We start from the raw sequence: 14,679 nt of genomic DNA, 5'->3' as shown, positions 1-14,679 counted from the left end.
TCTCTGGTTACAGTATAAAAAAGGAATTCTCTAAAAAGTGTCAGTAAACAAAAATCATACTTAAACCTCCATAATTATTTATTGATGATGGACTCAGGGTATTCTTATTCTTATTTTACAAGAATGGGCACATCAATAGTTACTCATAATCAGGTTTACGAACGTATATTCTTTGATTACCAGTAAATCCGTCAACTTCCATTGCGGTCTTATCTGCAATAAATTCGAGCTGCATGGTTTCCGGTTCCAGCATTTGCATTAAAAGGACACCTCTTGGTATTTGATCATCAATAGTATCAAGCGCGTATAATTCGTAAGTTCCATCAGGGTTTTTAATTACATGGCGTTTTGGAATTAATTCATATTTAACTATTCCAAATGCAACATTAACTTCTTCAGGTTTGGGATTATTACCTTTTATCCACGAATGTGAGTACGTGTTAGCTATATCAGGATCATGGGCTGGTAATCCATCGAGAAGGGCAATTCTTTGTGCATATATATGATCATATCCGATTGCAAAATAATTGGTAGCCTGATCCTTGCCTTCAAATTTATCCTTGATATACCAATTTCCAGAGATTGTTCCTTTTACGTCAAAGTCATTTTTCCCTCCATAGGGAGGAAGTGCTCTAACATTTTTACTCAAAAATTCTGCTTTTACAGGGTTCTCGTCCTTATAGTAATCAAAAATGTCTGCAGCATATAAATTTTCAAAATAGGCCAATTCTGGATAACAAAATGACTTACTATCCGCCACTTCTAAATCATGAATGCCAATATCTAAAGCTGATAATGGCGAGATGTAGCCAATAATCTGCCCTGATTTTACTTCAATTTCAACATCTAGAGGGCTACCTTCTATTACTGGCTCTGTTTGATCCAATATAAAATTAGCAAATCTACCCACATGACCAAGTTTGCCACTTATGGTTGTACTATACTTCACGGTCATGAATAAATCACCTCCACTGGCCCCTAGTTCTGTAACGACACCATCAGCCATTGCATAAATTGGCGTGGTTGGTTCATCGACCCCATATTCAAAGTGAATAAAGCCACCATGATCCTGGGGGAACACCCCCATAAATCCCATAGGTTCATAAAAATAAGCTCCATCTAAATCCATGGGTGGGAAGTCGAAGAATATTTTACCTTCCGGATAATTATATCCCACCTCTTCTTCCATCTCTTCTTCCATTTCTTCTTTCATGGGTTCTTTTGGATCATCCTTGCCACAACTCCATGTGGAGAATGAAAAAATAAAAACCAATGTCAAAGAGATAAATATGTTGCTAAAAGAATGCGTAGTTAGACGAGTTTTTGCTTTCATGTCGCTGATTATTAGTATTATGAGCAATTTAACATAAATAAGTCAGAAAAAAATTCCGTGGGTTAGGTCGATAAATGAAATAGACTGAAATATTTCTCGAATTCATCAAGATTATAACCTTGCTTAAAATGTACAAAAAATTTAATTTTCTACTGTTTTATTAAATTCATCACTATGAAGCACATTTATTACTATGATGAATGGCTTTACAAAGGATTCAGAAGCCCACTAATATAAACTCGAAATGGCCCCCAATTTGTATGTGGTCCCATCATGGTCTGCTGCTGCTTTTTCAAAATCTATTTGGGGTCAACTTTTTGTTCTTGATAGCTGTCTCCACATTCAAAAACCCTAACAATAGTAATTCCTATGATAGAAGAGAAAAGGAATTTGATTCGGAGGGTATTGATTTATTGGTGAAGGTTTTCTTTTTATGCTTGCAAAACGATATCTATGTCATGATGTTACAATTTAGAGAATTGCTTACAATGGTTTTGTGTACTTAGATAGTGTCGCAAGAAAATTAAAAGTAGTGAACCCGCAACTACCTTCATTTAAGCACAAAAGAGCAATTGTTCTTAAACGTCCTTTTCAGCATGTCGCCAAAGGCTTGTATATGCGGTGTGCCCAACTTTTGCCGGGCACAAACGTCATATACCTTGTTGTGCTTTTGTTATTCTTTTAATCCCATATCAGTCGATGCCCTTAAAATTACTTTTCAGCATCTGCCATCTTCTTGGTATCTACATATTGCTGAAAGGCAGTAATTTTTCCTTCGTCATTAAGCGTCCACAAATGTGCGGCCTGTGCATTATAGCTCTTTCCGGTTGCTTTTACTTTGGCATCATATCGTAGCGTAGCCAAGACCATGTTGTCACTCATGCCATGGACTTTTACCTCTTGTAAACCAAAATGCTCGTGGTTCGCTCCAAGACGCGCAAACACGCCTTCTAAAATTGCATCTGGACCAATGTAGGGATTACCAACTGCAAGTGAATTACTTTCGGCTTCGTTCCATTCAATTTTGGAATCCATTAAACCCAGAACAGATGGCATATCGCCAGTTGAGAACCCGTTGTACAAAGCGTTAATTACTTGAATGTTTTTTTCAGATGTCATTATTTTAATTGTTATTTAGTGCCTACTCTGGTCGGTTTTCGGCTTTCCCATTTTTTAATTCTCAATAGCGTTTTGTGAGATACAAATGTTGAACTAAGCGCAGTTCGTAAGCAAGGAAATTTTTCGTTTCTGCCTATGTACGAAGCTAAAGCTTATGGTATTGCTTTTATATTTTCATTTGTAAACCTAAGGAAAGATTTTGCACCTTTATAAATATAGACAAAACTTGGAATTGAACTCTAGGCCCGCATTACTTCATAGGTTTTGTTGTTATTAGTCGTGACACGCCCGAGTAAGCATGAAACCTTAATTTTAGTCGAGTATTTCGACGGAGTAAAAAGTCCATAAGCGCAACAGTTGCTCCTAATGAAGTCCTCATGTACTTATCAACGGAGTTTTTAATCCAATTTTTCAAAAGTCAAGGTTTCGCCTAATGTCGAACCATAAAAATTTCCAATATTCAATCTATTATTAATAACCTTCAAATAGTAGTCATTAAAGCTGGAATCACTGGATAATACCCAATTTAAAGATATTTTTTCTTCTAAAAGTTTATATCTATAGGGTCCTGATTTAGGTTTAGGCAACAAATTCCCATTTCTTAGTTCTTTTCCCCTGTTCAAATTCATGAAATCTAAATTGTCCAAGGACTCAAAAAACAAAGTATCCTTTCGAGTTTCAGTCTCAATCCATTTTCCCTTTAAATCAGAAGAGGTCAGACTTTGTTTATCATCTTTGGAACAGCACAATAAAGTAAGTACGAATAGCAATAGTCCGTATTTCATAGTGCAAATATTTAATTTAAGATAGATGAATGTTTAAGTTGCGAATACCTATAACGTTTAATGTCAAAAGTCGTTTTAATGCTTTTACATAGTGTTAGCTGTGTTCTTCCTAATATCAATAGTTTTGGGTAGGTTAGTTTATCTTGAAAATGCTTGAATTTCATCTATTAATCCTTTTCTGAATGCTTGATCTACAAGATCATAATCTAATCTTCTGTTAAAAAACAAGCAGCAATAATTACGTTGAATAAGTGTCCCATTAAATAAATAATATTCTAAACGTAAAATTCCTTTTCTATTTACAACTAAGCTTAAAGCAAAGTCGACATAACGAGTCATTGCTAAAGTAGAATCGTCAGTTAGATGGCTAATTACATAATCGACATCTTCTTCATTTCCACGTTCAGCCCTCTCTATCAATTCTCCTAGTTTTCCACTAAACTTGTTTTTAGTCACTATGTTCTATTAATCAGTGATAATTACGGCTAACGGGGGTATCCGATCAATGATATGTACACCCTATACGACGAAGATACCAATTGTTCCTAAAAAAAAGCAGTAAATAAATATCCCCATTTTAGCGCACCTTTATCTACATATATTTTAAAGCCAAAAGCGCTTATCTGTAACCTTTTACGGATTTTGCTGTATCGGTAAAACTTATCTATTCTGACCTTAATTTTATGTTTATGCTTTCGTTTTTATCACTTGAACCGCTATTATATATGTACATTGTTCTGGGTTCTTATCTTTTTTTACCAGGGACCATTCTTAGTAATATTTATAAATTTTCCATCTTCTAATCGATAAGTACCTCCATAGCCGACAAACCAAAGTCTATCGTCTTGATCTTTATAAATTTGAAAGATTACCGGTCCTTTATTTACTTCTGATTTTTGATATTCGATTAGTTTTTCCCTATCATACGTGTATAAAAAATGTTGATTGGAAACGAACCATATATTCCCGTCTTTATCCTCTGCAATACTGCCTATACCTTTTCCATCTTTAATTTTACCTTCTGTTATATTCTTTATCTTATCTCCACTTAGATTATATAATCCCTTTTTTGTTGAAACCCATAATTCTCCTTTTTTATCTTCGAATATTTCATTGACGAAATTAGTTTGAATACCCGCTTTTTCAGTGACATTTATGAGCATATCATTCGAATACGAAAAGAGCCCAGCATTAGAACTGAACCACAATGTACCTTTACTATCTTCCTTTATACTATGAACCATTTTAGTACTTGATACGCCAACGGTTGAATCAATTATTCCTTCGGGTAGTTCAAAATTAGAGAATTCCTGTCCGTCAAATACAGAAACTCCATTCTTGGTACCAATCCAAATATTTCCAATGGTATCGGAAGTAATGCACCAAACATCGTTACTTATTAAGCCATCTGATTCATAATAATTTGTAACTGATTCCCCAAGAATACTGCTAATACCAGCTGTATGCCCAAACCATATTTTACCGTCCCTACTTTCTGTAATATCTTTAATGGTTACTCCTTTTCCAGATTTACTTATAATATCACTAATGTAAATAAGTAACTCACCATTAAATTTAAAAGCTCCACTTTCTGTTCCAAACCATATATTTCTTTTACTGTCTTGAAATACTGTTCTTACCACTTGATTTATCTGATCGTTAAAATCAGGGGACAGTAAGCTCTTATCGAAACTTTTTTTATTTGATCGGATGGGTTCTGAGTCTGTTTCTGAAGTTACATTTTGTAATTCATTCTTGCTTTTTTGTTCACTACAGGAGTATATGGGAAAAGACAGGATACATATTATAATAAGTTTAATTTTAATCATCAACTCCTTTTTTTGCATGAAATACATACTTGGTTGTCATCAGTTTATTTTACATTCTGTATTTCAACGACATAAAACAACTTGTTTTTAACAAACGATGTTATCGATGAAGTTGAATCGTTTTTGATGAACACAAAAAAATCAATTTCTTTAACTAGGTGAATCTTTAAGACAGATTTTGCAAGGCCTCGATAATCTCTTCAGGCTCTGAACGTGTTCTATAATCAACGTTAACATAGCGCCATGTGACTACCCCGTCACGTTCTAATACAAAGGTGGCCGGAATTGGCAAAACACTGCCGTTTCCATTATTGATTTTTTCTAATTCAAGATTGCGATCTACGCGCATATGCTCTTTTAAAAACTCTGGCACTTGCCATGCAACGCCATATTGTGAAGCTACTTTTGCGTCTTGGTCAGACAAGACTATAAAATCAATTTCGCTAATTTCATCTTTTGTCATCGATCCATCAGGTACTTGTGGGCTGATGGCAACCAATGTAGCACCTAATGCATGAATATCACCTAATCGGGCTTGCAAGGCCCTAAGCTGTAAGTTACAGTACGGACACCAATCACCACGATAAAATGTGACAACCACGGGACCTTTGTCTAACAAGCTATCCAACGATATCGGTTTTCCTTCAGGATTAGGAAGTTCGAAACCAGGAGCTTTTTGGCCAATTTTAATAGCATCACCACCCTCTTGGAAGGCTTTAGCCTTGCTAATAATATCATCAACGCCTTTCATGAAATCGGGATTAGCTTGTCGGCCCGCTGCAATTTTGGTATCAGTTTGTTCTTTTAAATTTTTCATATTTTTCTTTTAAGTACTTTAGCTTTATGTCAAAGTTGATAGCGTGGAATTCTTTATCACTTGCTTCATCTAATGACCCTTCTTACCTAATCGCTTTTGACCTTATTTCCCCTTGGCTGCTATTTCTTTTTCCATTACTAATACCTCTTCACCATTATAATTCACTTGTTCAATCGCTGACCAACCAAGCTTTTTATATAATCCTCCGCTTAGGTTTTCTGTTTGAAGATATAGTTTGTCGATATTCAATTCTATTGCTTTATTGATTGCTTCAAGAACAAGGGCCTTCGCTATCCCTCTATTTCTATGATGCTTAGATACGTAAACGCCTCCCAACCAGTACCTGTAGTTAGGATATATATTCATTTCATGAATTTTAAGCTGAACAGCGCCTAACAACGTATCATTTTCAAAAGCTACCAATATCAAGGGCACCTTTTTTTCATTGAGGTACTCCTGCAGTTTTCGAATTTCTTTTTGAGTCGCTTCGGCATCTTTTGTTGGTCCCCATTCTTCAATATACCATTTTGCAATTGTGGGTAGCCAATTCTGGTTCTGTGATAATAGCTCAATTTTCATATGTATTTGCTGGTCTTTTCTTGCTTGCAACTAACTATGGACGAGGAAACTTTTCATTTCCGTCTGCACAGGTAGTCAGCCCCTAAGCTTTGGGTCTGGTTTTTAATTATTTTATTTTTTTAATTGCCAATCCGGATGGTTATCGGGACGACGGACTTAGGAAATAAACCCAACCGTTAAATTTAGCTTTTTTCACCCTATTGGCTATAGGTACTGTTGGTAACCGTATTTTTATTTATTCACAAACTCGATTGCCCTTTCCAGTATTTCATCTTTTCCAGCACTAAGGCCTTCAATCGTTGGCTTTACTTTTATATCAATTTTCACTCCTTTTCTTTGGGTTTCCGTGCCATCAGGATAAAAAATTCCTATTCCAGATATTTGCGTTTTGAAACCACCTACCATATTAAATAATAAAACATTACCATCAGCCCCAGAAGTTTGACTTCCTATCGTGGTGACGTTGTCACCGGTTTGTAGGCACATTGCCGTAAACTCACGTTGGCTTTGACAATTTTCGTCCACTAACAAAATAACTTTTCCGGTATATTTTAATTTACCATTAGTACCACTCTGATATGTTTTAGTCCAAATAAATCTTCCCGGATAATCAAGGTCAGGTTCTATTACTTTGTAAAAATCTCTACTTTGCGATGTAATATAGTTAGCAAAATAATAAGGTGTAATCCCCGTTGATTTTCTAATATCGAAAATTAGGGCCGTGGTATTTTTTAAAGCCTCCATTACTTTAGGAACTTCTTTAAGTTCAACTTTTCCAATATCGACATAACCAATATTTCCTTCTAGTACTTTATACTTTTCTGATTCCTCTTTAGCTTTGTAATTGAAGTCTCTATATAAGTATCTTTTTATTGATTTTGTAGCTGTTGTACCATCCCTTATCACCTCGATTTTTAAAGAATCAGTTGGGCCATTAAGAATATAGTAACTGGCATTTAATCTTTTTCTAGCGGTATTGGAACCCATGATATATTTCTCTTCCTCTTGAAATATCGTTTCAATCGTTTTGTCATTGGCTTTTGTTATAATGTCCCCAATTTTCAAATCATTTATTCTGGCCAAAGAATCGTTATACATACCTGTGACTATAGCTTTGTTATCTATTAGCTTAAATTTTACAGGAAGGTAATAATGACCAAAATAGCGGTATGTTTTTTGGGTATCAAATCTCACATGGCTGTCATCGATACTAGCGGCTAATTCGACCATGTTAAGATGAAAATCCGTTTCTGATTTCGGATTTAAAAACTTCGGAATCATTTTGTTTAAAACATCGCCCCAATACATATCTGTTTGATATTTATATGGGAAAAAATACTCGATCATATTCCAATAACGGAATAAGGAGAGTAGCCTTAAATTTTCATTTTGCCAATCGAAACCTTTATAATCAAGCTCATTAGTAAAATCAGCAATTTTAAGTTTATTACTATAATATGCTACATACTGCTTTTTCCCTTGATGCCTGTTATCTTCTATATATTTTAGTTTTTCAGATAGTTGAGTTGTAAATAATTGGTCATTATTCAACCAGTTCAAATCGAAGTTTTTATCGAAATATTGAACATCGTTTTTAGGTTTACACTTTCTACATGGCTTAACTTCTCCCAGACTTTCAATCCAATTCAAATAAACTTGAGATAGTTGCTCCATATTTGTAGCACTGTTAACTTTTGGCAAAGTCTCAAATAGTTGTTCGTCCCAATTGTAGTTCCCTTCAGCTACTTGTGGGTGGTGATATTTTAAAAAGCCCCAAATTTTGGCGGTTGCTGCCAGTTTTTCAATTTCAGTAAGTTCATTTTGGGCGACTATTGAATGTGTAAAAATCAATAGAACTATTGGAAAGAGTATTGTTTTTTTCATATGATTTTTGAGTTGGAGAAGCTATCAAAAGAACATATATTTAATTCGAAGAATGTTAAATATTTTCCAATTAGGAAAATTTTAAATGATTGAATTTAATTTGCCAATGTTGTTACAAACCGATTAATTATGAACAATACGGTAGCAAACTAGCATTTGCTTTGCGCCGCTAATATAGCACACTCTTTTTGTTCTGTGTTTTCTTTTCCCTGCTTAAAGTAATCCCAACGATTTGGGTCTAAAGATTTTGGAATTTATAAAAATACACAAACCCTATGATGAAAGCCGAAGCCCGAATTGTTTTTGGGTGTCGTTACTACTCGTAAGTTTTTTAATCGCCTTTAAACACCATTAGCTTTAATGCTTTTTCAGAATCTTCCAAAATCAAAATTTTATAATCTTTCCATACAATCGATAATTCCTTTTCAACTTGTTTATTTAGTGACATAAACGACATGGACTTCTGTACCCCATCTTCCGATAACAAAATAGTATAGGTATTAAAGGCATCTGTCTGGTTTCCATTGGCATCAACTGACCATTCTCCTATATAATCTTCAAACAAAATGGATAGGTTTCCGATAACCGCTGTTTGTCTTAAATCAATAAACATGGCTTTTCCGAAGGCTAATTTTTCAACAACCAACTTTACCTCCTCTTTATTAGTTTTTAAATTGAAAGCGTAGTTTTGATACGCTTTCGGATAGTTTATTTTTTCTCTACCGTTAGACGCTTCATATTGCCACAGAAAAGTAGTATATCTTCTAGTGTCTTCAATTACATTTAATTCCAATTGGATATGCGGAGAGGCATTATTTGTTGGAGTTGTTTGAATGAATAGATTGACAGGTTCTATGACCAATGTCTCCAATTGAATACTAGGGTTTTTTCCGGTTTTCAGCGGTATTATAAGGGAATCGTTGATCATATTCTTTTCTGATTGCGCATAGCCTGAAAATGGAATGAATGCAAGTAGTAGCATCAATATATTAATTTCAAAAACCTTCATAAGTAGGCACGTTTTATGGTAATGCTTATCATCACTATTGCTATTTATACACCAGTGTAATTCAGCGTTAAAAAAGTCTATTAAGTTTGAATGTCGCTAAATAATAAAGCAGTCCCGTGGTCGCTAATAAATGAATTCCAAAACCAATATAGTTTACGGCTTTTACAAGAGTTTTATTATAAAAACCTATAATGGAGTACAGCGCGAATATTAAAATACAAACTTCCAGACCTATTACAAATAATTCTCTAAACTCAAAGTTAGGTTGTTTTATAGGAAGACTATTGATAGTCCAAAAAACTAAAATACCTATCACCATAACCGCATTTATATAAGAAATCAATACCATTGTTTTTCGCATTTTATACCCGATTATTAGGACTGCGAAATGACAGATCAAGATAACAATCATTGCGTTACTTATGCTTACATCGCTCATAACTGCGCTTCGGTATTTTAATTTGATTGTAGGTGCTATTTACTAAAACGTGTTGTGTGCTTGCTTTTTGTCAGTTTCTTTTAAATAAGAGCTGAAGTCCTAATCCAATAAATACGGATCCGCTTACTTTTTTCATTATTCTTCCAATTCGGTCATTACTTCGAAAAGTTTGCGTCATAAAAGAGGCGGCGTACGCTAAAAACAAACACCAAATTGTTCCCGTTAACAAAAAGGTGCCCCCTAGAATTAGAAAAGGGATGGCACTATTTACGTATTCAGGTTTTATAAATTGAGGTAGCAGCGACAGAAAAAAGATAGCAACTTTCGGATTCAGCACATTAGTCAGAAATCCTTGGCGATATATTTTCCACAAATCAACTTTCTTAAATTCAGTTTTTTGACTATCAAATAAGTTAGATTTATCAATAAACATTCTAACGCCCAAATAAATCAGATAAGCAGCCCCGGTCCATTTTACTATATTAAAAAGTAGTATTGATTTGGCTAATAGTACCGATAGGCCGAACGCAGCAAGTATGATGTGGATTATAGCTCCGCTTCCTATTCCGAGTACCGAATATATACCGGCTTTTTTCCCTTGCGCAATGCTACGCGTAATTATATAAATCGAATCTGCTCCGGGTGTCAAGTTCATAACGATTCCCGCTAATAAAAATCCTAAAAAGTTTTCAATTCCGCTCATTTGTATTTATTAGTTACTTTTTATCGGCTTGTACATAACGGTTTTTTTCGAAACCTAGCATGTAATGTTTACTCTGCAACTGTAATTTTCCCTGGAATTCCGTGTAAACATTTTATAATTTGATTGCCTCCAGACTCGCCAGCATGATAGTGATATCCTCTTATTTCGTCTGAATGCCCACCACATTCGTCCAAGTCAGTAGCCTCTTTTCCGTTTTTATCTACTGTTGCGTAGATTCCAAATCCGTCAATCGCATAACCGATCATTGGTGAATGGGATTCATTTTGTTCAATTTCTTTTGTTGAACCTCGAACTGCGTGGTAATGATATCCACCGTGAGGATTTACGTGTCCACCGTGGTCATCTAATGGCGCAATCGTATGCGCCGCCAATATGGCTTCGGTCGGTGCTGGTGGGTCAAATTTTACTCCGTTAAAAGCAATTCCAATTCCACCTCTTCCAAATCTTTGAGGAGGATTTTGATATATCGGTTTTACAGGGATTGTAAATGTGGTTATTTGGTTTTTAAAATATTCGGGCAAGCATTCCACACAGTGGTTTTTATATGCTTCTTCTACATCTGGTTTTGCTGCTGCCAAACATCCTTCTTTCGTATCTGTGACTTTTATAGAACCATCTTCCTTGTATAATTTCCACTTTTCATCGCTATAAAACTCATCTAATTCAGCAATAAAATGCCCTGAAACATCATAGACTTTTCCATTCTCAAACCAAATGCCTGCTTTTTCTTTCCCGTCTTCTATGTGAGTTGGACACCAAGGTCCCATTGGGTGTTCTGTAGCCTGTGAGTGTGTTTTGATTATATAACACAAGGTTTCAACTCCGTTTAGGTCAATCTTTTCTTCCGTTATCTGTCCAATACTATTTTCCGCAATAAAATATGCTTTGTTTACGGGAATTGTTTTTACACTTTCATCCGTTTTTCTATTTGGTTTACAAGAGAAAATGATTGTGATAAGAAGCAAAAGAGCTGTTTTTTTCATTTGATTTATTTTAAACTTTTAGGTTGACAGCCGGTTTGTAAATTGCAGCCAACGTTTTGGTTATCTTCTGCAATTTAATACTGCAGCTATACAAACACGTTGAAAGAAGCCGCAGTTCATCATTTTTTCAACGCATAATGATAATAAACCATCTCACCATTACTCAATTGTTTATGGATGTTCGACCCCTTGACCCCTGCAAAATCATTCAGCGGCTTTTTTAACCAGCCTTTTACCATATTTTGAAAGAATTCTAACTTGTATTCGTGAATTGCATCCATTGCATTGACCACTTCTTTCGAAATCAATTCCTTTTTGAGCACTTTAAATCCTGCAGCACTGAAAGTCTTATCAAGTTCATCAAGCTGTTCGGAGGGACGTAGGTCGGCAAACAAAAAATGCCCGCCAGGACGGAGCACGCGGTAGACTTGCTCCACAAACTTTTTCATGGACCCGTAGCAGTGTGAAGATTCGATATTCACAACCGCATCTACACTTTCATTAGCCAACGCCAAGTTTTCTGCATCACCATGAATAAAGGTCAATCCTTCTACCGAATGCTGTTTATTGCAGAATTTGATTGCGTTTTTAGAATAATCAATTCCGGTCATGGTCTTTGGTTTTAGGTATCGTTTGATGTACGATGAACCTCCTCCCCGTCCACTACCGACTTCCAATACGTCTTTATCCCTAAGATCGACAGCCGTTGCCACATGGTGGTATAGCTGAATCATATACCGGTCTATCTCTTCCTCCGCGTTCAGTGGGATTGGAATCGATTGGTTACCGGGTTCGTAACCGTAGTTCATATACGTCCACTCCCCTGTTGGATACTTCTTTGCCAGATACTGATATAGTTTCTTCCAAACCGCCCGCTTCAGGCGTGGAGAAATTTTAAGAAAGAAAGCAAAAATATTGGTGAGCATAGTTTAGTAAAAAGTGTTAACACTATATTGAAATGGAACGTATCAAGTTAGCGTGTTTTTATAGCAAGGTAACTATAAAAAGGATTACCTCTCATGTGAGATCGAGTACAACGGTGTCGCACAACCGTAACCCGATTAATATGTGTTAATTTTTGTTCTAGCACGGTTGTTAGCAACTCTGAGTGGATTCGAACACAGTCTTCCCGAAGCGTAGGGACGCCGTAATTCCGCTTACACCTTGTTGTAGTGCGTTTTTTTATTTCTTTTACTTGGTTTTTTTCGAAAACTCCAGACAAAGTATAAGAAAACTAAAAGCGTAGTAATGATTTCTGAAATTGTTACTTTTTCTCCAAAGACTATGAAACTCCGAGGTACAGCGCCGTAATAAATAATACAGTTCTGAAAGTCGAGCTATTTTTCAAAAAATTAATTAGTTGTTTCATTAAAAAAATTTCACCAAGATCTTTTTCCAATATGCTAATCCATTGGGTCTGTTGTCAACTCGGGTTCCATTCCAGGGTATTTAATAAAATCTTTAAGAAATTCGGATTTGTATAATCTGATACCTCATGCCCGGCCTGATAATAAAATACCATTCCTTTACCTTTTTGACTATACCAACCTGAAGTTGGTTGAATTCTTGATCCATCTTCAGTTCTAAAACCAAATAAAACTGTTCTTTGATTATCTTTAAAACGTTGATTCAAAAACAACTCCGTATTTATTAGTTGAAAAGAACTAAATACCCCATCGTAAATTGAATCATATTCAGAATTAAATGTGGTGACTTTTTCATATTTAATCCCATTACTAGTAATAAAATGTTCTGGATACAAATTCACCATGGAATAGGTCAAATTAGCCAATACCTTCCATGGGTATTGCTTATGGTCTCTTGGATATAATTCGATACCTAAGAAGTCAAGCCATTGGGGGTTTTTCATTTTTGAAGACGAAATACCATGATGTAGAACAATTAATGACCCACCATTCATCGTGTAATCAATTAATGCGCGTTCAGTTCTGGGAGCGTGTGTTTTATGAATATACATGAAAACAAAGTCAAAACCTGATAAATCGGATTCAATTTCTTCTTCGTTTACTTTATTGATGACATAACCATGTTCCATCAAGCCGTTTGCCAAGACATCCATTTGAGGCCATGTGTCGGATACAATTAAAACCTTATTCTTTTGCGCAAAAATTGAAATAGGTATGAATACAATTAGTACCAACAAATATTTAAATGATAGTGTATGTAATTTTTGATTCATAAAATTAAAGTTCTTTATAGTTACTAGGTAATCAAAGGTTTATTGCCCTCCAATTAATCACTATCAATTTCGAATTGATTTTTTTCTATAATTAGACTTTAAATATTTTGCCTTTCATGTCTCTCAATTTAAAACCTTGTGAATATTCCATCCCAACGTGTTCAAATAAGATTAGTTGCTGTGATTTGTCTGAAGCCCCGACGCTTCGGAGCAGCCGAACCCCGAAGTTAGCTTTTTGCTCGGATTTCCTGCAAAGAAAATCCGCAGGCAATGAATTTTAAGCTTTGTTACCTGCTGTTTTTTTTCCAAATTCAAAGTCAATTGTTTTATTCATTTTCCCAGTATTTTTATCATAGTAATTCCACTTTCCATCTTTCAATTTATTTTTATAAGTCCCTTCGATTAGTGGTTTTCCGTTTTTGCTATACAGAATATATTTTCCGTGTTTCATATTTCCGGAGTACATAATAACCTCTTTAATTTTTCCATTCATATGGAAGTTTTTTGTTTCTCCATTTAGTTGACCATTAAAATAATGTAGTTCTTTCGTAACAATTCCATCAACGTTGTTTGTAAGACACTTTCCTGTAAAGGCGACTTTATCTTTAAATGCAGATTTTCCATCTTTACCTTTCATTGTCAATTCATTGCAATCACAGGTTTTTAATTCCGGTTTTTGTCCGTAAGTGAAGAATGTAAAGGTCAAAAATGCTAGTAAAAATGTTTTTTCCATAATCTTGGTCTTAATTTGTAAGTAGCGGTTAGTATATGAATCGTTGCATCCCGTAGGGTGCTATGAATTCATATACTTAGTTATAAGTAGTATTTATTCATTCAATTGATTCACAAATGCATGAAGCAGGTTCACGTATATACGCTGACCTTTCTTGAAACTCTCAATACGCATATATTCATTGTCAGCATGAAAATTTTCGTCACTCCTTTGGAAGCCTACGGAAACTAAATTTGGGCCACCAC

The 14,679-nt window shown here is 35.1% G+C and carries 14 protein-coding genes; all 14 read right to left on the bottom strand.

Annotation, left to right across the window (positions count from 1 at the left end; all coding sequences use genetic code 11):
- Positions 1–139 precede the first annotated feature (139 nt).
- Positions 140–1,333 carry a M23 family metallopeptidase gene (locus BLS33_RS00080; protein ID WP_089884038.1) on the bottom strand — a complete coding sequence of 398 codons (1,194 nt, stop codon included), beginning with the start codon at positions 1,331–1,333 and terminating at the stop codon, positions 140–142.
- A 711-nt stretch (positions 1,334–2,044) separates the two neighbouring features.
- The gene (locus tag BLS33_RS00070; RefSeq protein ID WP_089884033.1) at positions 2,045–2,452 is read right to left on the bottom strand and encodes a nuclear transport factor 2 family protein; all 408 of its coding nucleotides are present in this window, start codon (positions 2,450–2,452) and stop codon (positions 2,045–2,047) included.
- 398 nt (positions 2,453–2,850) lie between these two features.
- Positions 2,851–3,237, bottom strand: coding sequence for a hypothetical protein (locus BLS33_RS00065; protein WP_089884031.1), 387 nt, complete (start codon positions 3,235–3,237; stop codon positions 2,851–2,853).
- 138 nt (positions 3,238–3,375) lie between these two features.
- Entirely contained in the window at positions 3,376–3,693 is a 318-nt protein-coding gene (locus BLS33_RS00060; RefSeq protein WP_089884029.1) for a hypothetical protein, read from the bottom strand.
- 299 nt (positions 3,694–3,992) lie between these two features.
- Positions 3,993–5,066 carry a ligand-binding sensor domain-containing protein gene (locus BLS33_RS00055; protein ID WP_176801290.1) on the bottom strand — a complete coding sequence of 358 codons (1,074 nt, stop codon included), beginning with the start codon at positions 5,064–5,066 and terminating at the stop codon, positions 3,993–3,995.
- Between the two features lie 166 nt (positions 5,067–5,232).
- Positions 5,233–5,883 (bottom strand): peroxiredoxin-like family protein, encoded by a 651-nt coding sequence (locus BLS33_RS00050; protein ID WP_089884025.1) that lies wholly within the window; start codon positions 5,881–5,883, stop codon positions 5,233–5,235.
- Between the two features lie 102 nt (positions 5,884–5,985).
- A complete protein-coding gene (locus BLS33_RS00045; RefSeq protein ID WP_089886104.1) occupies positions 5,986–6,462 on the bottom strand; it encodes a GNAT family N-acetyltransferase in 477 nt (158 codons plus the stop codon).
- A 231-nt stretch (positions 6,463–6,693) separates the two neighbouring features.
- On the bottom strand, positions 6,694–8,346 hold the full coding sequence (locus BLS33_RS00040) for a S41 family peptidase (protein ID WP_089884023.1): 1,653 nt from the start codon (positions 8,344–8,346) through the stop codon (positions 6,694–6,696).
- 331 nt (positions 8,347–8,677) lie between these two features.
- Entirely contained in the window at positions 8,678–9,355 is a 678-nt protein-coding gene (locus BLS33_RS00035; RefSeq protein ID WP_089884021.1) for a hypothetical protein, read from the bottom strand.
- A gap of 509 nt (positions 9,356–9,864) precedes the next feature.
- The gene (locus tag BLS33_RS00025) at positions 9,865–10,497 is read right to left on the bottom strand and encodes a LysE family translocator (RefSeq protein ID WP_089884016.1); all 633 of its coding nucleotides are present in this window, start codon (positions 10,495–10,497) and stop codon (positions 9,865–9,867) included.
- A gap of 68 nt (positions 10,498–10,565) precedes the next feature.
- Complete coding sequence (locus BLS33_RS00020; RefSeq protein WP_089884014.1) at positions 10,566–11,501, bottom strand: YHYH protein; 936 nt, start codon at positions 11,499–11,501, stop codon at positions 10,566–10,568.
- Between the two features lie 119 nt (positions 11,502–11,620).
- Positions 11,621–12,427, bottom strand: a complete 807-nt coding sequence (locus tag BLS33_RS00015) for a class I SAM-dependent methyltransferase (protein WP_089884012.1) — start codon at positions 12,425–12,427, stop codon at positions 11,621–11,623.
- A gap of 497 nt (positions 12,428–12,924) precedes the next feature.
- Entirely contained in the window at positions 12,925–13,701 is a 777-nt protein-coding gene (locus tag BLS33_RS00010; RefSeq protein ID WP_089884008.1) for a ThuA domain-containing protein, read from the bottom strand.
- Between the two features lie 277 nt (positions 13,702–13,978).
- Entirely contained in the window at positions 13,979–14,434 is a 456-nt protein-coding gene (locus tag BLS33_RS00005; RefSeq protein WP_089884006.1) for a toxin-antitoxin system YwqK family antitoxin, read from the bottom strand.
- Between the last annotated feature and the right edge of the window lie 245 nt (positions 14,435–14,679).

This window comes from Kriegella aquimaris, assembly GCF_900103215.1.
Taxonomy (GTDB): domain Bacteria; phylum Bacteroidota; class Bacteroidia; order Flavobacteriales; family Flavobacteriaceae; genus Kriegella; species Kriegella aquimaris.
Note: the sequence above shows the minus strand (reverse complement) of the source record. Positions and strands in the feature narration are given on the sequence as shown.